The sequence below is a fragment of the Streptomyces sp. NPDC057623 genome (assembly GCF_042800355.1).
Classification (GTDB): Bacteria; Actinomycetota; Actinomycetes; order Streptomycetales; family Streptomycetaceae; genus Streptomyces.
In genome coordinates this window covers 14,651-37,398 of record NZ_JBHVGZ010000080.1, presented here as the reverse complement: position 1 = coordinate 37,398, position 22,748 = coordinate 14,651, and the positions used below count along the sequence as shown (strand labels likewise).

Below are 22,748 nucleotides of genomic sequence, written 5' to 3'. Positions count from 1 at the left end.
TCAGCCGAGCTGCTGGACCAGCCATCGGTGGACGGCGAGCGCGGTGGACTCGGCGTGCTCCTCCAGCAGGGTGAAGTGGTTCCCGGGAACCTCCAGCCTGGTGTGCTCCAGCGGCCAGTGGGGACGCCACAGCTGCCGGGAGCTGTCGCCGAGCACTTCGGAGAGGGCTTCCGTCGAGGCCGGGGCCACGAACAAGGTGGGAGTGGACACCGGCTGCGGGGTCCAGCCGTCGAAGAGTTCCGCGTACCGGGCCATCGCGGTGAGCTGTTCGTCGTCGACGGGCAGCTGCGGGAACCTGTCGGCCAGCCAGCGGGAGATCGTGATCATGCCGTCGGCCGGCGCCTCACCGGCCCGCGCGGGTGAGTCGAGCAGCACCAGCGCGGCCGGCGGGGTGCCCTCGGCCTCCAGCCGCCGTACGATCTCGTGCGCCGGCCAGCCGCCCGACGAGTACGCCACCAGGGCGAACGGCCGTCCGGCGAAGCGCCGTCGCAGGGCCGCGACCTGGAGGTCCACCGCCGCGTCCAAGCTCTGCGGCAGCGGCTTGCCCGTCCCGTAGCCGGGCATACCGGTCGCCCAGACGGAGCGCTGGCCGCGCAGGGCGATGGCGAGCCTGAGGTACTGGTGCGCGCCTGTGGGGGCGATGAGGGAGGGCAGACAGACCAGGCCCACCTCGTTCGTACCTTCGGCCAGATACAGGGTCTCCGGCTCCTCACCGGCCGCTCCCGACGCGAAGTCGGGCCGCAACCGCGCGGCGGCCTTCAGCAGGGCGCCGCCCTGGGCCGGGGGCACCGACCGCACGGCCGCGTGGAACAGCGTGCCGAGGGACGGATCCGCAGCACTGACGGTTCCCTCGTACCGCACGGGCTCCGGCCGCAGTGCGGCGACCAGCGCGTCCACCTCTTCGGCACGGTTCTCCAGGAGGTGTGCGCCGAGTCTGCCGACCGAGTCCTCCTCGAAGAGCAGGGTCGACGACAGCTCGCCCAGGTCCTGCCGGAGCGCGTTGGTGAACTGGAGGACGAGGATCGAGTCCATCCCGTACGCGGTGAAGGACGTCGCGGGTTCGATCTTCTCGGCGGGAACCCTCAGCGTTTCCGCCGCCTTGTCCGTGAGATAGGCGGCCAAGAGGGCGGCACGCGTGTCGGCCGGAACCGGAGACAGGGCCGGGGCCGGGGCCGGAGACAGGGCCGGGACCGAGACCGGAGACAGGGCCGAGGGCGGAGACCAGACCGGGACCGGAGACGGGACCGGAGACAGGGCCGGAGACAGGGCCGGGGCCGGAGACGGAGACAGGGCCGGGGCCGGAGACGGGGACGGGGCCGCGGACGGGGACGGGGACGGGAACGCGGGAGCGTCCATCGCCTGCTGCGGCGGTGCGGCAGCCGGGCGTACCGGCGCTGTGGGGGCCGGGCGTACCGGGGCCGCGACCCGCTGGCGCGCGATGCCGTCGCCCTCGGCGGCGATGATCTGCTGGCCCAGGTCACGGGCGGACGGCAGGAGGGAGACGACCGAGGAGAATCCTTCGCCGCGCAGCACCTCTCGCCACGCGTCCGGCGCCAGCGCGGGTGAGCCCGGGACGCGCAGGGGCACGTCCTCGGCGAGCCACCAGCCTTCGAGCAGCCCGAACGTGAGGTGACTGAACACGTCGAAGGCGGTCAGCTCGTTCAGCAGCAGCCACCCCCTGTCCCGCATCGCGGCCTTGGCGTTGCGCAGGGTGTTGCGCATGTCGCGCGTCGCGTGCAGGACGTTGGCGGCGATGACGAGGTGGTAGCTGCCCGCCTCGATGCCCTGCTGCGCGAGCGGCTGCTCGACGTCGAAGCGCCGGCAGTCGAGATAGGGGGCGTCAGGGCCGTACCGGGCCTGGGCACGGTTCAGGAACGCCTTCGACAGATCGGTGTACGTGTACGTCTCGATGCTGTCCTGGTACGGACGCAGCGCGGCGAACATGCCGACACTGGTGCCGCCGGTACCCGCTCCGATCTCCAGGACCCGGATCCGGGTGCCCGGATCCTGGCGCAGCAGCTCCGCGACGATGCCGGAGGCGGCTGCGGCCATGGTGTGGTTGAAGGAGTCGGCGACCCGGTTGTTGCGGTAGCAGCCCTCGACGAGTTCGACGGAGCCGCGCGGGAACATGACGTCCGTCGCCGGGGTGCGGCCGGTGAGGATGGCGGGCAGCGCCTTCAACGTGGCGTCGACGAGGGCGAGTTCGGCCGCCTTGTCGGGGTCGACCGACCACCGCGCGCACTCCTTGGCCCACTGCTCCTGAAGGACATCGAGGGGCGGACCGTAGTGCGGCATGACGCGCAGGGAGTGGGCGAGCCAGGCGGTGTACCGTTCGTCGATGCCTCCGCGGGCGCGCAGGACGGCGAGGTCGGTCGGCGCGGGCTCACCGGCCCGGACGACGCCGAGCGCCTCCAGATGGCCGCGGATCAACTGGGCGAGCAGCGGGTCGCGTTCGGTGCGGCGCCAGTCGGCCACGCCGCGCAGGAGCCGCTCGTCGCCACCGGCCCGCTCCGCCCCGGCGGCGACCGCCTCGGGCGCGACGCCGACGGACGCCCGCGCGTACACCGTCGTCCGCAGGGTCGGGTCGATCGGTTCGATGGCCTGCGGGTCGGTCAGCTTGACGAAGCTCACCTGCGGCTGCGGGCCGGAGAGCAGGGTGCCGAGCGCGGCCATGGCCTCCGGCGGCTCGATCGACTTCAGCCCCCAGCGGGCCATGCTCTGCCCGTGGAACGCGGAGGCGACGCTGCCGACCGAGCCCCACCAGCCCCAGTTCATCACCCTGACGGGGCAGTTGAGTTGCCGGCCCAGCAGGTGCGCGTAGGCATCGGCGAAGGCGCAGCCGGCCGCGTAGTTGCTCTGCCCGGCCGCCGTCACGAACGACTGGAGGGAGGAGAAGAAGAGGATGAAGTCGAGTTGTTCCCGGTCGAAGACCTGGGCCATGCCGACGCTCGTGTCGACCTTCGCCGCCAGCGCGGCGCGGAAGTCGGTCTCCTCCATGTTGGCCAGGCCCCGGTCGCGCAGCACGAGCACCGAGTGGACGACGCCGTGGATCCGCCCGTAGCGGGCCCTGATCTCCTCGTAGGCCGTGCGCAGCGCCTCGGGGTCGGTGGCGTCGGCCGAGAGGTAACGGACCTCCCCGCGCCCTCGTACGGCGTGCAGGCGTGCCTCGATGGAGGCGTCCTGAGGCCGGCGGCCGAGCCACACCACGCGGGCGCCGTGGTTCTCCGTGACGTGCCGCGTCCACGCCTCGCCGAGGCCGCCCGCGCCGCCGATGACGACGTACACGCCGCCCTCCCGGTACGGGACCGTCTCCAGGTGGGCCGAGGCCGACGGCACGAGCCGCTGACGCAGCCACTGGCCCGAGCGTCGCGCCCAGGTGCCGCCGGAGGTGCGGGCCGGGATGTCGGCGAGTTCCGCCGTCTCGTCGAGGTCGACGCGGCGGACGGTCCAGTGGCCGTACTCGCGCTCCAGCGACCCGAACAGGCCGTGCAGGGCCGCGTGGGCGGGCCGGGTCGCCTCACCCGCGTACGTGGCGAGGGCGCGCCGGGTGACCAGCGTGACGCCGAGGGACCGGGCGTCGCCGCCGGCCCGCAGCAGCGCCTTGACCATGCGGAACGCCGCGATCACACCATCCTCTTGGGCGGCGACGAAGCCAGCGGCGTCCGTCACGTGCGGGGCGGTGTCCGGGGCGATCCACAGCAGGTGGTCGATCTCACCCGTGGCCGTCAGCACGGCGGCGTTCTCCTCGGCCGAGGCGCTCGGCGCGAGACGCCAGGCCCGGGCCCGCGTCCAGCGCCGGGAGATCTCGGCGAACTGCTCGTCCGAGGCGCCGACCACGAGCACCCGGTCCTGGTCGGACGCGGGGGCCTCGCCCAGCTCACCGGCCGGCACCGGCTCCCATGTCGGGGTGAAGAGGGACGGGGCGGACTCGGGAACGGCGCGCGAGGTGTAGCCGGTCATCCGGACCCGGACCCCTCCCCGCTCGTCGACGAGGTCGATGTCGAGCCGGCTGAGCGCGCCCGCCGCCCGCTGCGGGGCCGCGACGCGGACCACGGCCCACATCGTCTCCTCGCAGGTACCGAAGAGCTCCAGCGTGTCCAGGGCGAACGGCACCATGACCTCGCCCGCGTCGCCGTCGAGCGTCAGCGCCGTGGACGCCTGGATCGCCGAGTCCGTCAGCGCGGGGTGCAGGACGTACGGGGACGGCTCGCCGGAGGGCGCGCGGAGGCGGGCGACGACGGTGCCGTCACCGACGTACGCCTCGTCGATCGCGCGGAGCGACGGCCCGTGGGTGATACCCGCCGCGACCAGCGCCTCGGCGATCCGGGTACCCGGTACGCGGACCGGGCAGGCGGCGCGCAGCGCGGTGAGGTCGACGGGGGCCGGGGGCGAGTCGGTGGACGGCAGCACGCGGCCCTCGCTGTAGGAGCCCGCGTCGGACGCCGGGGACCCGATCGTGAAGGCGACGCCTTCGCCGTCCGGCCGTACCACGACCTCCACGTCCATCCGGCCGCCGACGGCCAGCGGGCGCACCCAGGTGACGTCGCGCATCCTGAGGCCGGCCGCGGGGTCCGTGCCGAGGGCTCGGGCGGCGGCCTCACGTGCGAGTTCCAGGTGCACCACACCGGGCAGGACACGTCCGCCGCGCACCAGGTGATCGCGCAGGAGGCGCTCGTCACCGGTGAGCCGGACGGTGCCCTTCAGGGTGCCGGGGGCACCGGGGACGGGGGTCAGGTCGGTCAGGTGGGGGTGGGTGGGGGTGACGGGGGCTGCGGGAGCCGTCGCCGACGTGATCGCCGTCGGTGCGGTCGGCGGTGCCCCTGTCGCCCAGTGGCTCTCGCGGGCGAAGGGATACGTGGGCAGGGGGACCCGGCGCCGGCCGTGGCTCGTGCCGGGGAGGAGGCGCGCGAAGTCGATCTCCGTGCCCCGTACGAAGAGTTCGGCGAGTGCGGTGAGGTCCGTGGGGGCGGTGGCCGGTGCGGGGGACGCCTTGGCCTCGCCCGTCAGGGCGCGCGGTCCGCCGAGGCCCTGTTCCAGGACCTGGATCAGATCCTCACGGTCTCGTACGACGCAGGCGAAGCGGTGCGTGAAGTGGGCGCGGCCGACGGCGAGGGTCCAGGCGATGTCGCCGCAGTCGCGCGCGGTCTCCTGACGGCAGTGCGCGGCCAGGCGGGCGGCCTGCTGGGCGAGTTGCTCCCGCGAGCGCGCCGACAGCACGACGAGGTGGGCCGGGGCGGGCGTGCGCGAGGCGGTCTGCGCCGGCGGCTCCTCCAGGACGACGTGGGCGTTCGTCCCGCTCGCGCCGAAGGAGCTGACGACGCCCCGGCGCGGACCGCTCACGGGGGCGGGCCACGATTGGGTACGTGTGTTCAGGTAGAACGGGCTGCCGTCGAGCTGGACGGCCTCGTTGTTCTTCTCGAAGTGCAGGGAGGCGGGGATCTGCTCGTGCTTCATGCCGAGCAGCACCTTGAAGACGCCGGCGACTCCGGCCGCGTACTGGGTGTGGCCGAGGTTCGTCTTGACCGAGCCGAGGGCGCAGTAGCCGGTCTTGTCGGTGTCCTTGCGGAACGCGCGGGTCAGCGCCTGGAACTCGATCGGGTCGCCCAGCTTCGTGCCGGTGCCGTGCGCCTCGACGAGCTGGATCGTCTCGACGCCGACGCCGAACCGGTCGTACACCTCGCTCAGCAGCCGCTCCTGCGAGACCGAGCTGGGCGCGGTGATGCCGTTGGTGGCGCCGTCGTGGTTGGTGCCGGACGCGCGGATCACGCCGTGGACGTGGTCGCCGTCCGCGAGGGCGTCCGCGAGCCGCTTCAGGACCAGGACGCCGACCCCCTCGCCGGGTACGAAGCCGTCGGCGCGGTGGTCGAAGGCGCGGCAACCGCCGGTCGGCGAGAGCATGTTGGCGCGGCCCGCGAGGTCGAACAGGCGCGGGGTGCTCTGGACGTAGACGCCTCCGGCGAGTGCCATGTCCGTCTCCCCCGACCACAGGTCCTTGCAGGCCAGGTCGAGGGCGACGAGGGAGCTGGAGCAGGACGTGTCGACCGCGATCGCCGGTCCCTTGAGGTCGAGGAAGTACGCGATCCGGCCGGGCACGACGGACGCGAGGTTCCCCCAGAACGCCTGGGCCGGGGCGTCCTCGTCGACGAGGGCCCGGTAGTCGCCCTCCCAGCAGCCGACGTAGACACCGCAATCACGTTCGTTGATCGCGCTCCCGGCGTAGCCCGCGTCTTCGAGGGCCTTCCAGGACTCTTCGAGGAGCAGCCGCTGCTGGGGGTCCATGACGGCGGCCTCGACCCCGGAGATGTTGAAGAACAGGGGGTCGAACTCGTCGATACGGTCGAGGAAGCCGCCCCGGGTGCAGCGGGGCCTGCCTGCGCTGTCCACGGGGGCCAGGGGCCAGCGGGTCGCCTCGCTGGTGAGGTCGTGGCCCTGCGCGAGGTGGTGCCACAGCTCGTCGAGCGACTCCGAGCCCGCGAAGCGTCCGCTCATCCCGACGATGGCGATCGGCCCGCGACCGGTCGTCCCCGGGCGGGGAGCGGCGGCGACGACGGACGGCGCGGCGGTCACCGGGGCCGATATCGCGGGCGCGGGTTCGGGGGTGGGTGTGGGCGCGGCGACGGGCGCCGGGAGGGCGATGGCGTCGTGGTGGGCGTCGAGGAGGTGGGCGACGAGGCGGTCGGCCGAGCTGTGGTCGTAGATGACGCTGGTCGTCAGGTCGAGGCGGAGCGTCTCGTTGAGTTCGTGCACGAAGCGGACCCCGAGGATGGAGTCGAGCCCGTACTCGGCGAAGGCGCGCCCGCTCTGGATCTCCTGTTCGTCCATGGCCAGCGCGTCGGCCAGCTTCGCGTGCACGACGGAGCGGACCCGCTCGTCGAGCGACGGCGGGCGCCACGCGGCCTGGCCGGCGTCGGCGGCGTCGGCCTCGACGTCCGTCGCAAGCGGGGCGGGTGCCGAGTACACCGGCCGGGCCGTGTCGACGGCGGGGGCGGGGGCGGGGGCGGCGAGGGCGTTGTGCACGGCGGACGCCGCACCGACGTCGGGAGCGTCCACGGCTTCGAGGTCGCCGGCCCAGTACCGGTCGCGGGCGAACGGATACGTGGGCAGTGAGATCCGCCGGGGCGAGGTGGAGGCGTGCAGGGTGGGCCAGTCCAGCGCGACGCCCTCGGTCCACAGGGCGGCGAGCTTCGAGAGCTTGCCCGCCTCGGCCCAGCGGGCCACGAGAAGGTCCCTCAGGTCTTCGTCCTCGGTCAGTTCCGCGAGGGCGCCGCGCGTGCGTCCGACGGTGCCCCGGTACACCCCGGGGGCAGCCGTGTCCCGGTCCAGGCAGGCGCGCAGCGCAGCGCGCAGTTCGGGCACCGAGGTCACGACCAGGGCGAGGCGCTCTTCCCAGGCCACGCGCCCGACCTGGAGGGTGAAGGCGAGGTCGGCGAGGTCGGCCCCCGCACCGGCACCGTCGAGGTGGTCCGCCAGGCGTCCGGCGTAGTCACGCAGTTGCTCAGGGGTACGGGCGGACAGGACGACCAGTTGCTCTGCTCCGGCCTGGGCCGGCGCCCGGCCGGAGGCGGACTCAGACACGTGTTCCTCCAAGATGACGTGAGCGTTCGAGCCACCGGCTCCGAACGACGAGACGGAGGCCAGGCGCGGACGGTCGCTCGGCCAGTCGGCGAGCTCGCGCTGGACGAAGAAGGGGGTCCGTTCCAGGTCGAGGTTGGGGTTGAGTTCCTCGGCGTGCAGGCTGGGGGCGAACTGTTTGTGCCGCAGTTGCAGGACGGCCTTGGCCAGCCCCGCGACACCGGCGGCGGCTTCGAGGTGCCCGATGGACGACTTGACGGAGCCGAGGGCGCAGAACTGCCGGTCGTCCGTGTCCTCGGCGAAGGCGAGGGTCAGGCCCGTCACCTCGATCGGGTCACCGAGTTCGGTGCCGGTGCCGTGCGCCTCGACGTACCCGATGTCGCGGGCGGAGACCTCGGCGCGGTCCAGCGCGTCGCGGATCAGCTCGGCCTGTGCGCCGGGGCTCGGCACCGTGTAACCGTGGGTGCGGCCACCGTGGTTGACACTCGTGCCACGGATCACCGCAAGTACCCGGTCACCGTCGGCCAGGGCCCGCGAGAGGGGCTTGAGCAGCACCGCGCCGACGCCCTCACCCGGTACGAAGCCGTCGCCGCCGCTGCCGAAGCTGCGCAGCCTGCCGTCCGCCGAGAGCATGTTGGAGCGGCACAGCTCCACGTAGTCGAGCGGGTGCAGATACAGGTTGACCCCGCCGGCGACGGCCGCTTCGCAGGAGCCCTGGTGCAGGTGCTCGCACGCCTCGTGGATCGCGGTGAGGGACGCCGAGCACATCGTGTCGATGGTCATGCTCGGACCGCGCAGGTCGAGGATGTGGGAGGTACGGGCGCTCAGCGACGCGAAGGACAGGGCCGGGACGACCGTCTCTCCGGACGGCAGGCGGCGTGTGCCGTGCCGGGCGTGCCCGGACTTGGTGACGCCGGCGAAGACCCCGACCCGGTGGCCGTGGCGGGCGCCGAGTTCCTCGGGGGTGTAGCCGGCGTCCTCCAGGACCTCCCAGGCCGCCTGGAGGAACAGACGCTCCTGCGGGTCCATCGCGTAGGCGTCGCGGGGGGCGATCTGGAAGAAGAGCGGGTCGAAGGCGGCGAAGTCGTCGAGGAAGCCGCCCCACTTGCTGTAGCTGCGGCCGGTCGCGATCGCGGTGGTGCGCGCGGGCTCGTAGAAGCCCTCCAACGGCCAGCGGTCGGCCGGAACCTCGCGGATCCGGTCCCGTCCGGCCTTGAGGTTGTCCCAGAACTCGGTGAGGTCCGCGGCACCCGGATAGCGCCCGGTCATGCCGATGACGGCGATGGGCTCCCGCTTTGTGGGGGACGCGGCGGGCAGGGGCCGGGGTGCGGAGGTCTGCGGCACGTGTTCCGACACGGGTGGCACGTGCTCCGACGCGAGGGGCGCGTGCTCCGGCGCCAGGTGTTCCGCGATCGCGCGCAGGGTCGGGAACTCGTAGAAGACCGTCTTCGAGACCTCGCCGTACGTGAGGGCCAACTCCCTGTTGAGCTGCACGACCATGATCGAGTCCAGCCCCATTGCGTTGAGGGGGGCGTCGCCGTCGACGGCGCCGGGCGCGACCTTGGTGACCTGGGCGAAGATCTCGGTGAGACCGCGAAGCGTCTCACCGACGACGCGGTCCGGGTCCGCCGGTCGTACCGGGGCGGGCTCGGCGGCACGGGCCGGGGCGGGCAGTTCCGTGACGGGTCCGGCCGGGGTCGCCGGGACGCGGGTCAGGTCTCCGTGGTGGACCCATACCCGTCCTTGGTCGCCCAGTCGCCAGGCCTTGGCAAGCGCCTCGATGCCGTCCGCGGATTCCATGGGTGCCAGGCCCCGGCTCTGCCAGAGACGGGCGCGTACGGACTCGTCGACGGTCATCCCGCCCTCCCGCCACAGCGGCCAGGCGAGCGACAGGGTGCGTCCCGAACGTTCCCCGGCGGCGACGCGTGCGTCCCGCAGCAGGGCGAAGGCGTCCAGGAAGGCGTTGGCCGTGGCGTAGTCCGCCTGTCCCGGGTTGCCGGTGATCGCGGAGCCGGAGGAGCAGAGCAGGAGGAACTCAAGGGGAGCGTCGCCCACGGCGCGGTCGAGATGGACGATTCCGTCGGCCTTCGGCGCAAGGACGTCGCTCCACTCCTGCGCCGTCTTGCGCACCAGCGCCGCGTCGTGGACCACTCCCGCGCAGTGGACGATGCCGTGCAGGTCCGTGTCCCGCTCGCGGATGTCCTTGACGAGGTGGTGTACCTCCTCCCAACGCGAGATGTCCGCCCGCGCGTACCGGGCGGCGGCGCCGGCGGCACGCAACTCGTCGAGGAGCGCGTCGATCCGCGCGTCGCGCGGTGAGCGGCCGGTGAGGACGAGCGTCGGACGGGCGACGTCGCGTGCGATGGCACGGGCGACGACGGCACCGATGCCGCCCGCGCCGCCGGTGATCAGATAGACGCCGCCGTCGCGCCACGGCACCGTCGTGTCGCCCGCCGGCACTGTGGCGTGCCGCCAGGTGAGGACGGAGCGGACGTCGTCCCGGTGGATCACGAGGTCGTCGTCGGCGGCGGCGCGGGCGTTCTCCGCCACGAGGGCGGCGACGGTCGCGCCGTCGGGGGCCTGCCCGCCGGAGACGTCGAGGCAGACGAGCTGTGCGGTGAGCGAGGGGTCCTCGGCCCCCGCGGTGCGCAGCAGGCCGGCGAGAGCCAGGTGGACGGTGTCGTCGCCGCCCACGGGCGCCACGACCTGCACGAGCGTGCGGTCGGCCGACACCTCGGCGACGACGTCGCGCACGTTCTCGAAGACCTGCCGTGAGACCTCCCCGAAACGGCTGTCGAGGCGCTGCTTGCCGCTCTCGGCGGTGAAGCACCGCACACCCTCGATCCGCCGCTCGACGGACTCCCGCGCGGCGGCGAGCGCTCCGCACAGGATCACGACGTGGCGCGGCGGCGTGCCGTGGTCCGCCGCGTCGTGCGCGGGCGCGGGCTTCGGGGTCCGGTGGGGCACGAGAAGCGCGGTCCCGATGGCAGGCTGGTGAGCTTCGCGCGAGGGGGCCGGCCGGTCCGGCGCGGCGCCGGGGATCCAGTACCGCTCGCGGGCGAACGGGTAGGTCGGCAGGTGGACGCGCCGGGGCGTCGACGCCCCGTACAGCGCGCGCCAGTCGACGGCGTCCCCTTCGGCCCAGCGGGCGAGCAGACGGGCGGGGTCACCGTCCGGCGCGACGGGCGGGGCGTCGGTGGCGCGCCGGGTGACCGTGCCGCGGACTCCGTCCCCGAGGTGTGCGCCGTCCTCGGTGAAGGCGCGCAGCCGGGCGACGAGTTCCCGGTGGGAGCCGACCACCCATCCGACGCGCTCCCGCATCGCCTCACGCCCGGTCTGCAGGGTCCAGGCGAGCGAGCGCAGAGAGAGCGGCTCGCGCGTGCGTTCCAGGGTGAGCAGATCGCGGGCGACCTGGCGCAGTTGTCCGGGGGTGCGCGCCGACAGCGGGATGACGACCGGTGTGTCGTCGGCGTCGGAGCCGCCGTCGTGGGCGCTGCCCGTCACGTACTCCTCGACGACCACATGGCAGTTCACACCGCCGAACCCGAAGCTGCTGACCCCCGCCCGCCGGGGGGCGGGGCCGCCGCCGGGACCGGGACGCCGCCGCCACGGCTCGTTCTCGCGCACGACGCGGAACGGCCCTTTGCCGAGTTCGAGGTACGGGTTGAGTTCGGCGCAGTGGAGCGAGGCGGGGATGACGCCGTGCCGCATGGCGAGCAGCACCTTGAGCAGCCCGGCGACGCCTGCGGCCGCCTCCAGGTGGCCGATGTTCGTCTTCACCGAGCCCAGCCCGATGTCCGCGCGGGGGGTGGCGCCCAGCCGCCGGAACGCGGAGCGCAGCGCGTGGACCTCGACAGGGTCGCCGAGCGCGGTGCCGGTGCCGTGGGTCTCGATGTAGTCGATGGTGTCCGGCTCGATCCCGTTCATCGCCGTGCCGACCAGGTCGGCCTGGGCGTCCGCGTTGGGAGCCGTCAGGGAGTTGGCGCGCCCGCCGTGGTTCTCCGCGCTGCCGACGAGTACGCCGAGGATCGCGTCGCCGTCCCGTTCGGCCGCGTCGAGCGGCTTCAGGACGAGGGCGCCGACGCCCTCGCCGCGCACATAGCCGTCCGCGTCCCGGGCGAAGGTGCGGCACCGTCCGGTCGGGCTCAGCATTCCGGCCCGGTCGGCGCTGACGAAGGTGTCCACGCTGAGCAGGAGGTTGACCCCGCCGGCGATCGCGATGTCGCACGAGCCGGAGCGGATGGCCTCCATCGCACGGTGTACGGCGACGAGCGAGCTGGAGCAGGCCGTGTCGACGGGCTGGCTCGGGCCCCGGATGTCGAGGATGTACGAGATCCGGTTGACGAGCATGGAGTGGGCGTTGCCCGTGGAGGTGAACGCGTCCGGCTCGACGCCGTACGTGGTGAGCAGGGTCGCGTAGTCGGTGCCGGAGACGCCGAAGAAGAGGCCGGTGTTGCGCGGCAGGGCGCCGGGCGTGTACCCGCTGTCCTCGACGGCGCTCCAGACCGTTTCCAGGGCGAGGCGGTGCTGGGGGTCCATCAGCTCGGCCTCGCGCGGGTAGATCCGGAAGAACTCCGCGTCGAAGGTCTCGGCGTCCTCGACGACGCCCGCGTGGCGCGGGAACTCGGCCTCCTCGACGACACGCACGTAGGCCGCGTCGTAACGGTGGACGGGGAACTCCGTGACGCAGTCCCTGCCTTCGGCGAGGTTGGACCAGTAGGCGTCGAGGTCGGGAGCCTGGGGGAAGCGCCCGGCAACGCCGATGACGGCGATGGGGGTCGGCCGGTCGCTCTTCGCCGGACGGTCCTCTTCCCGGGTACGGCTCCTGCGCGTCGTCTCAAGGGCCGGGACCTGGGCCGTCGTCGGCGGACGTGTCGTCTCAACGGACGGCGCCCGGACCGGCGTCGGCGGCGGGGGCGGGGGTGTCGGCGCCGGAGCCGCCCCTTCCCACGTGGTACGCACCTGCTCCTCGAACTCGGCGACGACATGCCGGCCGAGAGCGGCGAGCGTGTTGACGTCGAAGAAGACCACGGGGGTCAGCTCGACGCCGAGCGACTCCTTGATCAGCCCGCTGAAGGCGACGAGCGATATGGAGTCGAAGCCGAAGGCGTCGAAGCCGGTGTGGGCGTCCAGTTCGTCGGTGTCGAATTTGAGGATGCCAGCGGCGATCCGGCGCAGTTCGTCGACCGCGAAGGCGACGAGGGCGTCGTCGTCGCTCTGCCGAGGCGGCGGGGGTACGGGCGACGGCTGCGTCCGTATGTGGGGGGCCTGCACGGGTGTTCCTCTCCGTTCCACGTCCGTGTACTGGGGGGCCGCGTCGCCCTCGCCCCACCTGATGCCGGTGAGTTCGGCGAGGACCTGGCCGTCACCGTCCGCCAGCCGGACCCGGCCACCTCCGGTCCGGGACGGCGGGTCGAGGACCACGTACGCCACGTCGTCGGCGGCACGCGTGTCGTCGACGACGCGTACGTCGTCGAACCGGCGGGGGATCCGGCGCGGCCAGTCGGGCTCGTCGGCCCGTTTGGCGGCAAGGTGGCCGCCGTGGGCCACGGCCGCGAGGACGTGCGGGGCGATCCGTACGTTCCTCATCGTGTGGTCCTGGCGGAGCTCCGGGACGGCGACCGTGAGGACCAGCTTCCCGTCCGGCAGCCAGAAGGCGCCGGACACGCCGCACCGCAGCGGTTCGGGGGTGATGCCTCCCTCGGCGAGTTCGGCCAGCACCTCCTCCCGGTCCAGGACGCGCACGGCGTCCCGACGCAGCCCGGCCACCGGTACGGCGTCCGGCGCGGCCCGCCCGTCGCCCGGGTGGACGTCGAACTCGGCGACGGGCGTACGCGCCCCCGCCTCGTCCTCGCGGAACACGACGGCGAAGGCCGCGTCGCGGTCCACCGGGGTGAAGGTGGTGACCAGGCGTGCCGTGTCGGCCCAGGGGACCGGGCCGTACAGGCGCAGGCCGCTCACGCGCGGGCTGCTGGCGAAGCCGGAGACCTTGCCGACGGCGAGCGCCAGGTCCACGGCGAAGGTGGGGACGATCCCGCGCGCCTTGTCCTGGGCACAGCCGTAGTCGGCGAGGTCGTCGAGGTGCACGTCCAGGCCGTACCGGAGCCCGTCGACGTCGGAGTGGTTGGCCCCGAGGAACGGGTGCGCCTTCTCCCGCGTAGCCAGCGGCGCGATGACGCTCGGCGCTCCGGGCTCGGGCTCCGTCCAGCAGCGCACCCGCTCGAACGGGTATGCCGGCAGGGAGATCCGCCGGGGCGGACGCTCGCCCGTGAGGGGCGCCCAGTCGACGCTGCCGCCGCCGGTCCAGGCGACGGCCAGTTCGTGTGCGGTCGCGGCGGACGGGTCGGCACCGGCGAGCGCGGCGGCCTGGTCACGGTCGCCCGCGAGGTAGCGGTCGACGGCCGCGACGGCACCGGTGAGGTCCTTCGCGAGGAAGGCCCAGCGGCGCGGCAGCTCGTTCTTGCCGACCCGCAGCGTGTGGGCGATGGACGGCAGGTCCGCCTCGTCGGCCGCCGCCAGACAGTCGCGGAACCGGGCGAGGGAGGCCTCCAGCGCGGCGTCGGTCATCGCGGAGAAGACGAACAGCTCCGCCCCTCGTGGCCCACCGGTGCGGGGGTCGGGCCCGGCGACGTACTCCTCGACGATGATGTGCGAGTTCATACCGCCCGCGCCGATGGACGTGATGCCCGCGCGCCGGGGATGGACGGTCGTCACCCCGTTCTCGGCCGTGACCGCCGGTTTCCACTCGGTGAGTTCGCGCTGCACGTGGAAGGGCGTGTTCTCGAAGGCGATGTCCGGGTTGAGTTCCTCACTGTGCAGGGAGGGGACGAGGGTGCGTTTCTGGAGCTGGAGGATCACCTTCGCCAAGCCGATCATTCCGGCCGCGTGCAGCAGGTGGCCCATGTTCGACTTGACCGACCCCAGCGCGCAGAACTGCTTGTCCCGCGTGTGCTTGCCGAACGCCGTGGTGAGCGCCCTGACCTCGATCGGGTCGCCGAGCGATGTCCCGGAGCCGTGGCCCTCCACGTAGGTGATGGTGCGTGGGTCGACGCCGGAGTCGTCGATGGCCTTCTCGATGGCGCGGGCCTGCATCCGCGGGTTCGGGACGGTGAACCCGTTGCGTACCCCGGCATTCGAGAGCGCGGTGCCCTTGATGACGGCGTAGACGTGGTCGCCGTCGCGCTCGGCTTCGACGAGCGGCTTGAGCACCACGGCGCCGACGCCCTCGCCGAGGATCGTGCCGTCCGCGCCGAGCCCGAAACTCCGGATGACGTCGGAGGTGGCGGTGGTGAAGTGCTCGTGCGAGGAAGTGATGAGGTTGTAGGGGTGCAGCAGGAGGTTCACGCCTCCCGCGACGACCATCTTGCACTCCCGCGCCCGGAGCATCTGCACGGCCTGGTGGACGCAGGTCGACGAGCCCGAGCACATCGTGTCCAGGAAGATCGACGGCCCGGTGAACCCGTAGAAGTACGACAGCGTATTGGGGATCGTCGCCATGTAGCTGCCGGTGGCCGGGGCGCCGCGCGTCAGGCTGTTCTGGAACCCGTAGAGGCCGTAGTGGTTGCTCATGGTGCCGACGAGCACGCCGACGTCGCCCTCGTACTGGCGGTGGATCGTCTCGCGGGAGTAGCCCGCGTCCTCCAGCGCCTCGACCCCGGCCTGGAGGAAGAGGCGGACCTCGGGCGACATGCGTTCTGCGTCGCGCTTCGAGATGCGGAAGTAGCGGGGATCGAAGGTGTCGATCTCCCGGAGAAACGTTCCGGTCCGGATGGCGCTCTTGCCGGGGACACTGCGCTCGGGGCTGTAGATCGCGTCGTGGTCCCAGCGGTCGCGCGGCACCTCCTGGAAGAAGTGGCGCCCTTCTTCGAGAACTGACCAGAGTTCGCCGAGGGTGTCGGCGCCGGGGTACCGGCCGGAGATGCCGACGATCGCGATGTCGTGGTAGTCGTCGGGGGCGGGGGCGGCGGGCGAGGGCGCGGCGGGCGAGGGCGTGACAGGGGCATCCCGTACGACGGCCGGTTCGGGGGCCGCGCGCTCCGGCTCCGGCTCCGCAGCCGGCTCCTCCTCGCCGCCGAAGGTGGATTCGAGGGTCGTCCGGTGCTCCTCGATCAGATAGCCGACGACGCCTTCGATGTCGACGTACTCGAAGAAGAGCGTCTTGGGCAACGGTCCGAAGATCTCTCCGAGGCGCTCGGTGGCCTCCAGCACGCCGATCGAGTCGATCCCGTAGTCGATGAGGCCGACGGTCGCCTTCAGCGTCGCCGGGTCGTGGTGCAGCACCTCGCCCAGGACGTCCTTCAGCAGCTCCGTCGTACGCGCCACGAGGTCGTCCTCGGTGACGCCGCCCGTGGCCGGGGCGGGCGCGGCCGGACGGGGCGCGGGCTCGTCGCGCCGTTCCAGCGCGAGGGTGGCCTTTGCGCCGTACGCGACGACAATGTGTTCCGGCGTGTCCAGCAGGGCGGCGCCCAGGACGTGCAGACCGTCCTCCGTCGGCAGCGGCTCCCAGCCGCGCCGGCGGCGCATCGACGCGCGGGTCACGTCGTCGACCGTCATCCCGCCGTCCGCCCACAGCGGCCAGCTGACCGCCACGGTCCGGCCGGTCCGCTCCCCCGCGTCCACGAGGGCCTGCCGGTCGTGGGCGAAGGCGTCCAGGAAGGCGTTGGCCGCCGCGTAGTCGCCCTGGCCCGCGTTGCCGTACACCCCGGCGACAGACGAGAAGAGCACGAAGAAGTCGAGCGGGAGGTCACGGGTGGCCGAGTCGAGGTGGAGGACGCCGCTCACCTTCGGCCTCAGCACCTCCGCCACGTCCCGCGGATCCTTGGTGAGGAGGTACCCGTCCCGCAGCGTCCCCGCCGCGTGGACGATCCCGTCCAGCGAGCCGTGCTCCCGCACGATGCCGCGGACGGCGCGCTCCACGTCCGGCGCACTGCCGACATCGGCGGTGAGGTAGTGCGCGTCGACCCCGGCCGCGCGCAGCGTCCGAAGCGCCTCGCCGGTGCCGTCCCCGGCCTCGGTACGGCCGCTGAGGACGACGGTGACGCCGGCGCACCGCGCGAAGTACCGCGCGACGCTGCGGCCGATGCCGCCGAGGCCGCCGGTCAGCCAGTAGACCCCGCCCGCCTTGAGCGGCGGGACCTGTGGCCCGGCGCTCAGTTCGATGTCGACCGGGCGCCAGGCGTGGCGGGTGCCGTCGGCACTGTGGCGGATCTCGGCGTCGGACGCGGCCGTGTCGGCGGCCTCCTGGCGCACGAGATCCGCGATCCGGTCGGACTGAGCGGTGCCGAACCCGGCGACGCGTACGACACGCCCGGAGACGGACGGGTTCTCCAGGTTCAGGGTCCTGAAGAGGCCGACGAGCGGTGCGTGGAAGCGGCGTGGGACCCGGTCGTCGACGAGGACGAGGAAACGGTGCGCCCCCTTCGGCTTCGACCGGAGCAGGTCCCGCACCCGGTCGAGGACGAGGTCCAGCACCGCGCCGACGCCGTCCGCGATCGCGTCGGGGGTGACGGCGGGCAGGACGGTGAACGGGACGCCCGCCGCTGCGGAGACCTCGGCGGCGAACGTGTCCGGCCGTCCGGTGAGGAAACCGTGCACCGTGACCGGGTCGGCCGAGGCTGCGGCCCGCGCCTCCACCCAACGGGAGGTGGCGGCCACGACATGCGGCCCACCGGATTCCACCGCTTCGAGCCCGGCCCCGGTCGGTGCGACACGCGGCGAGTCCGCCGCTTCGGCGACGGTCCGCTGGGCCAGCCCGCGCAGCCGGGCGCGGACAGTGCCGGAGTCGTCGCACAGGTCGATGTCGAAGGTGGCGAGCCCCTTGCCGCCGCCCCGGCGGCGGACCCAGGCCCACATCACGTCCGCACACGAGCCGTGGACGTCGAGCCGGTCGAGGGCGAAGGGCAGCGACAGGTTCCGGCCCGCCCCGGGAGCCAGGGCGGCCTGAAGGAGGACCGACGCCTGGAGCGCGGCGTCCAGCACGCTCGGGGGCAGCGCCACGGCGGTGTCCGCGACATCCGCCGCGGGCCGCTCCAGGCGCGCGAGCAACTCCCCCGCCCCGAGCCGGATCTCGGTGAGCCCGCGCATCGCCGGGCCGTACTCCAGACCCGCCTCGCGCAGGGCCACGTACGCCTCGACCGGGTCGCGCGGGGTGGCGCAGGACGCGCGCAGCGCGCCAAGGCCGAGCCGTTCGGGCTCGTCGTACGCCCCTACCGAGGCGCTGCCCCGGCTGTGGACGACGGCCCGCTCGCCCCCGGCGCCGGTCCCCGTGCGGATCTCGTACCCCAGGGTGCCGTTGTCCTGGGGGGTGATCACGACGTGGACCTCGGCGGGCCGCCCGTCGACCACCAGCGGGCGCAGCCAGGCCGTGTCCTCCAGCCGTACGGTCGTACCGGCCGTGTCGTCGCGGCGGGTGGCGTACGAGACCGCCGCGCGGGCCAGCTCCAGCTGGGCGGCGGCGGGCAGGACCCGGGTGCCGTGGACCCGGTGCGCGTCGAGGAACGGTTCGTCGCCCGTGAACACCGCGGTGTAGCGGTGTTCGTCGAGGCTGGAGGTGTTGCGGGGCACGAGAGGGTGCGGCACGCTGCTCGCGGGCGCCGTTGTGTCCTGCTCGTCCTGTTCGTCGGCCGGGCGAGTACGGAACCAGTGGCGTTCCCGCGCGAAGGGGTACGTGGGCAGCCGTACGCGACGCGCCCGCGCGTGTCCCACGAGCGCGGCCCAGTCCACGTCACCGCCCTCGGCCCACCGCGTCGCGGTCGCCAGCGCCCCGGCGAGGCCGTCCCCGTCGAGCGCCCCGGCCCGGCTGTGCGCGGTGGTGTCGGGGAGCGTCCCGTCCGCGAACTGGTCGAGGGCGTCGAGGAGCCGCCGCAGGTCCGCCACCACGAAGGCGACGCGTGCCGCCATCGGCTCGCGACCGGTCTGCAGGGTGTACGCGATGTCGGCGAGGTCGCGCGGAGCCCACACCGGCGCGGCGGCGGGCTCGTCGGTGTCGGACGTGGCCAGGAACGCGTGCAGTTGCCGCGCCGCCTCTCGCAGCCGCTCGGTGGTACGGGCGGAGAGCGGAACGATGTACGGGCCCTCGGCCTCGGCCTCGGTCTTCTCGGCCTCGGCGTCCGGCCGTTCGTCGGGGAGGTACTCCTCCAGGACGACGTGGGCGTTGGTCCCGCCGAAGCCGAAGGAGCTGACGCCGGCCCGGCGCGGGGCTGGGGTGCCGTCCGGGCCCGGGGCCGGCTCGGCCCACGGCTGGGTCTCGCGCACGATGCGGAAGGGGCTGCCGTCCAGGTCGATGAGCTTGTTCTGCTCCTCGAAGCCGACGGTCGCGGGGAGCACCTTGCCGGCGAGGGCGGCGATGACCTTGGTCATGCCGGCGACTCCCGCCGCGCCTTCGAGGTGCCCGATGTTCGTCTTGACCGAGCCGATGCCGGTGGTCCCCGGCTCGGGCTCGGTGCCCTGCGCCTGATGGAGGTTGCGGAAGGCGCGCTTGAGCGCGATGACCTCGATCGGATCCCCGACAGGCGTGCCGGGTCCGTGCGCCTCGATGTAGGACACGCTCTCCGGGCGGATGCCCGCCCGGGTGTAGAGGCCCTCGATGAGGTTCGCCTGGGCGGCCGGGTTGGTGACGGTGAGCGAACTGGTCCGACCGCCGTGGTTGGTGGCGGCCCCTCTGATCACCGCGTACACGGGGTCGCCGTCGGCGACGGCCTGCGCCAGCGGTTTCAGAAGGAGGACCGCGCCGCCCTCACCGCGGACGTATCCGTCGGCGCCCTTGTCGAACGCCCGGCAGCGGCCGGTGGGCGACAACATGCTCGCCTGGCTGAAGGCGACGAAGTGCTTGGGCGACCAGCACAGGTTCACCCCGCCCGCGAGGGCGAGTGCGCAGTCACCGTTGCGCAGGGCGGTGACCGCCTCGTAGACGGAGACCAGCGAACTGGAGCACGCGGTGTCGTTGGTGATGCTGGGGCCCTGGAAGTCGAAGTAGTACGAGACCCGGTTGGAGATGATCGAGTACGCGGTGCCGGTCGGGAAGTAGGCGTCGGTCTTCGCCCCGTCCCGCTCCATCAGTTCCGCGTAGTCCGCGTGGCAGACGCCCATGAAGACGCCGGTCCTCGTCCCCGCCAGCGCGCTCGCGCGCAGGCCCGCGTCCTCGATCGCGTGCCAGGCCAGCTCCAGGGCGAAGCGCTGCTGGGGGTCCATGCTCTCCGCCTCGCGCGGAGAGATGCTGAAGAAGGCGGCGTCGAAGCAGTCGGCCTGCTCGATGAAGCCGCCCCACACGCTGTTCGTCTTCTCGGCGCCGCGCCGGGGACTGCCGAACCAGCGCTCCTTGGACCACCGCTCGGGCGCCACCTCGGAGATCAGGGACCGGCCCTCGGTCAGGTGCCGGTAGAACTCCGGCAGCGTGCCCGAGCCGGGCATCCGCAGCGCGAGCCCGATGACCGCGACGCTGTCGGAGCCGGCCTGGCCCCGCCCGTCCGGGTTCATCGCTGCCCCCCGGTGAGGAGCCCGCTCTGCCGACGGTCGATCACTGTCGTCAGGTTCATCTCGGCGGCCTGTGAAGTCCGCATGTGGTCTCCCCGGTCCATCACGAACTGTTGGTTGAGCACAGCGGTCGAGAGCAGATGGACGAAGGCGTGATCCTCCTTCGTGCTGATCTGGGCTGCCTCAGTGGCCATGACCTTGTCGACCAGCCGTTTCGCGAAGACCGGGTCGATGCCGTCGATCTTCGCCAGCTCCCTTTCGGAGAGCACCAGTTCCAGATAGTCGGGCCGGTGCTCCTGGAAGGCGGCGCTGCCCGGCGCGCGGTAGGGCTGCTTGCGCCGGGTGAGGGGCTCCTCGGGAAGAACGTCCCGGAACGCCTCCTTGAGGACGGCCTTTTCCTCCCACCCGTCGTCGAAGCGCAGGTTGACCAGAGCGGCCGCCCGCACCACGGCCGGGTCCAGGAACGGGCACCGGTTCTCGACGCCGTGGGCGAGTCCCATGCGCTCTCCCTGGCTGGACAGCAGATAGCCGGCGAGCAGGGTCTTGAACTCCAGCCACTGCGCCTTCTGCGTCGGGGACAGCGCGGCGTAGCCGGGCGTGTCCCCGACCAGTGCGAGCAGGTCCGCGAACGGCTCGGCGCGGTCCTTGAGCAGGCGCTGGACGAACCGGCCGTTCTGGTAGCGCAGTTCGTGGGAGAACAGGCCCTCAAGCCGCTCCTCGGAGAACTGGCTGAGCAGTCCGGTCACATGGACCCGGTGCTCGGGCCCGAAGTGGGCGAGTTCCGGGTGCAGGACGGCGACCTTGTGCTGCCGTTCCTCGGCGGACAGCCGGTTCCACTCGGCGCGCAGCATCGTCTCGCGGAAGAGCGAGTAACCGAGGAACGCCTCGTCGGCACCCTCGCCGCTCAGGATCGTCTTGATCCCGGCGTCGCGCACATGGCGTGACAGCAGGTACATCGGCACCAGCGCGGTGCGGAACACGGGGACTTCGGCGTGGTGGACGGCCGCCGGGAAGTTCTCCACGACATCCGACGTCGAGATCGCGATGGACGAGTGGCGTGTGCCGAGGTACCGCGCGACCGTCCGCTGACTGCTCGACTCGTCGAGGGCGCGGTCCTCGAACTCGACGGAGAAGGTGCGGACCTCGTGGGACGAGAGGTCGGTCGCGAGCCTGGCCACGATGGACGAGTCGAGGCCGCCGCTCAGATAGACCCCGACCTCGACGTCGCTGCGCAGCCGCACCTCGACGCTGGTGCGCAGCGTGTCGCGCACGAGCGCCGCGGCCTCGGCCGGCGTACCGCTGAACGGCGGTGCGTCGACGGCGAGTTCCTCGTAGGTGTGCAGGGTGGGGCGGCCCGCACGGATCGTGAGGAGGCTGCCGGGGGGAAGCTGGCTTATGCCCTTGAACGGGGACCGGTCCGGCAGCGGGGTCCAGATCCCGAAGATCGATTTCAGCTCGTGCGGGTCGAGTTCGAACCGGAAGCCCGGGTAGGCACGGAACGCCTTCATCTCCGAGGCGAAGAGGAATCCGTCGGGGCGGTCCGTGTAGAAGAGCGGCCGCTTGCCGTACCGGTCGCGGGCGATGAAGAGTTCGTCCGCGACCGCGTCGCGCACAGCGAAGGCGAAGGCTCCGTTGAACCGGCTCAGACAGCCCTGTCCCCACTGGATCCACGCCTGGAGGACGACCTCCGTGTCCGACCGGGTACGGAACTGCCGGCCGAGTCTGCTGAGTTCCTCACGCAGCTCGATGTGGTTGTACAGCTCGCCGTTGAAGCAGATCCAGTACCGCTGCGTGGGGTCCGACATGGGCTGTGCGCCGGACGCGAGGTCGACGATCGCCAGCCTCACGGTGCCCATCGCCATGCCGTCGTCGAGGTAGTACCCCGCCTCGTCCGGCCCCCGGTGCCGGATCTCCGACAGCATCGCGGCGATGACACCGGGCTGGACGCCGGCGTTCAGCGACGAGGAGAGGAAGCCGGCTATCCCGCACACGTCACGTCTCCCTGCTGCGCGCCGTTCCCGTCCGCCCTTTCGGCCTTTTCAGCCCTTTCGGCCACGAACCTGTCGATCGCCTCCAGCGTGGCCGGGACGTCGAGCAGGAACTCCTCGCTCTTTATGTTCAGCGAGAACTCCTGCTTAAGGAACGACATGAGCTGGATGTATCCGAAGGAATCGATGATGCCGTCCTTGAAGAGATCGCTCTGCGGCGTCACGTCGGTACCGAACTCGATCAGGAACTGTTCTTCGATAAACCGGATGATCTTGTCCGTTCTGGTCATTGCTCATTCCTTGGCAGCACGAGGAGACATGTCGGTTTGCAGGGGAATTGCTCTTGACCGGGCCGGGGGGGGGAGGAAGCGGGCACGGCCACAGACGGGAGCGCTCGTTGCACTCCCTACGGCCGCGAAGACTTCGCTGAGCCGTCAATGACCCAGTAGAGCCGGGCGGCCACGGCCGTGAAACGTCCCCCGGAGCGAATTCCGCGCCCCCCTTCGGTCCAGCGGTCGGGTCCGCACGGGACGGGCTACCGGGGGTCCGGACGGCGACCCGGATTTCGTACCCCGGGAGCGGACACGGGGCCCGTCCGGGTGTCCAGCCGCCCCCCAGCGGGGCGTCTCGCGGGCTGCCGCCGGTCCGCGAGGCCCCGGCAAGGAAAGCGAAAGGCCCCGGCAAGGTGCCGCCAGCCGTTGCAAGAGGAAACCGCAA

General features: G+C 72.6%; 3 protein-coding genes. All 3 read right to left on the bottom strand.

The genetic code is table 11. The features are described from left to right. The 3 genes from ACFU95_RS43585 to ACFU95_RS43575 are packed head-to-tail and all read right to left on the bottom strand — an operon-like array spanning position 1 to position 22,321. Positions 1–20,046 (bottom strand): SDR family NAD(P)-dependent oxidoreductase, encoded by a 20,046-nt coding sequence (locus ACFU95_RS43585; protein ID WP_383840857.1) that lies wholly within the window; start codon positions 20,044–20,046, stop codon positions 1–3. Next, positions 20,043–22,034, bottom strand: a complete 1,992-nt coding sequence (asnB, locus tag ACFU95_RS43580) for an asparagine synthase (glutamine-hydrolyzing) (RefSeq protein ID WP_383840854.1) — start codon at positions 22,032–22,034, stop codon at positions 20,043–20,045. Before asnB ends, ACFU95_RS43585 begins: the two co-directional genes overlap by 4 nt. Further along, positions 22,022–22,321 carry an acyl carrier protein gene (locus ACFU95_RS43575; protein ID WP_383840851.1) on the bottom strand — a complete coding sequence of 100 codons (300 nt, stop codon included), beginning with the start codon at positions 22,319–22,321 and terminating at the stop codon, positions 22,022–22,024. Before ACFU95_RS43575 ends, asnB begins: the two co-directional genes overlap by 13 nt. Positions 22,322–22,748: the final 427 nt, after the last annotated feature.

Bases quoted from the DNA above. Each gene is read 5' to 3' on its own strand.
- ACFU95_RS43585 (WP_383840857.1), bottom strand. From the start codon at position 20,046: ATGAACCCGGACGGGCGGGGCCAGGCCGGCTCCGACAGCGTCGCGGTC.
- ACFU95_RS43575 (WP_383840851.1), bottom strand. From the start codon at position 22,321: ATGACCAGAACGGACAAGATCATCCGGTTTATCGAAGAACAGTTCCTG.